Below are 1663 nucleotides of genomic sequence, written 5' to 3' on the forward strand. Positions count from 1 at the left end.
ATGGTCTTTGGCGGCAATCGTGTATTTGCCTTGTAGCAGGTCCGAAACGGTGATAAGGCTGTCACTTGCGGATTGGCTGTAACATGCTTTTCCATCAAGGCTTATCGTAACATTATATGGAGCAGTGCCGCCTGTGAAAAGCACTTTAACCTGTCCTTTTTGCGCTGTGGAACAGCGGGGCCGTGCAATTTCAACGGTTGCAAAGAAGTCTTTAGCGGCACGAAGCGTAAAAATGCTTTCCCCCGCATCGGCGGCAATGCCTGCAAAGACGATGCTGTCGGTATGGCTGTCCTGTGCCTTGTAATAGCGGATTTGCCCGAAGGGGAATTTTCCAGTGCCGCTGTTGTCTACGGCGAGATAGTAAAACTCGTCCTTTCCGAGTGGTTGCAGTTGATGGATGCTTCGGGTGTCGAAAGTCAAGGTGAGATGTTCTGCGGGCTGTCCTGTCGTTGTGGCTGCCCAGCATCGCTGCATCCATTTCCCGTTGCCCTTGTCGGAAGTAAAAGAGAGTTGCTTGGCGTTGTCGCCCCAAAGGAAACTTGCGCCTTCGTTTATCGAACTTGCAGACACTTTTACGACAGCTTCATTCTCGCTACTCTCGCCCGTGGTGCGGTAGAGTTTCGAAGTGGCGTCGCCGATGATGCCGGCAACGCGGTGGTTGTACGCTTTAAGCCGATAATAGTTGCGGATGGTTTGGCCTTTGGAATTGAGGTAGGAATGGGCAAGGGTGATGCCGTGGCGAAGGGCGAGGGCACTCTCCACGCGCATGCGTTCGGCGGCGGTGAGGGCGCGGGCGTAGACCACATATTCCTCCATGCCGTTCTTTAAGCTCTTGATGGGGAGTTTTTCTTTGGTCATCCCACCCACATTGAGCGTGCCGCGCGTACCGCTTGCAGACGAGGTGCTATAAGCGTACAGGCGTAGTTGTGGCAAGGTGTCGCGCCCGGTGTAGTTCATAAACGTGCCATTGGCAAGGTTGGCGGTGCGGGCCGTGGTCTGCACACGTTCGGTTTTTCCCGCTTGTGTGCTGACATTCCATAGCAGCTGTTCGCCCGCTTTCTGTATTTTCCCTACACCGATAAAGGTCAGGCCGCCAGCGCCGGTAAGACGTACAGGGGTATTGTCGTTGCCGCTTGCCCACTTCACAAAACCTGCCACTCCGCCAGGGGCTTGGCATTCCGGTTTCGGTTGTATTTGCGCTTGGGTCTGCGCTTGTGCCCGACCAGTCGTTATCGATACGGCGCACAAGAGCGGAACAAGTATGCTTGTAAGATGGAGTGTAGACTGTTTCATCGTCATTTCTGTTTAGTTAGGGGAATGGTATAGCCCACCGTCAGCAAAAGCAGGTGACTGTTGTTCGTGGTTTTGTGATAGCCGTAAGGGTTCTCGTTCGTCTTGATAAGATCCATAATGCCGTAACCGTATTGCAGGCTGGCTTCGATGCCGTTCTTAAACGACGAGTAGCCTATCTTGAGCAGGGGCATCACGTGCAAGCGTGCCCGAAATGTTTCTCTTAAATGTTCCTGTGTGAGTTTATCCATCGAAACATACAGGGCTGCGCGATTGCTCGAAAAGTCGATACCGCCAGGGTTGAGCGGGATGCTCATGCCTACACCAGCACCCATATAGAGGTCGCTCAGCAGGTAGAGTCGCGCGGCTACCT

The 1663-nt window shown here is 53.5% G+C and carries 1 protein-coding gene and 1 pseudogene; both read right to left on the minus strand.

Annotated features, from left to right (window positions below):
* Positions 1 to 1293, minus strand: a 1293-nt coding sequence (locus HMPREF2955_RS13285) for a DUF8202 domain-containing protein (RefSeq protein ID WP_246830159.1), incomplete at its 3' end; no start/stop codon positions are given.
* Positions 1294 to 1295: 2 nt separating this feature from the next.
* Positions 1296 to 1663 (minus strand): annotated as a pseudogene (locus tag HMPREF2955_RS13290) (hypothetical protein); the annotation flags it as partial.

This window comes from Prevotella sp. HMSC073D09, from assembly GCF_001814145.1.
GTDB lineage: Bacteria > Bacteroidota > Bacteroidia > Bacteroidales > Bacteroidaceae > Prevotella > Prevotella conceptionensis.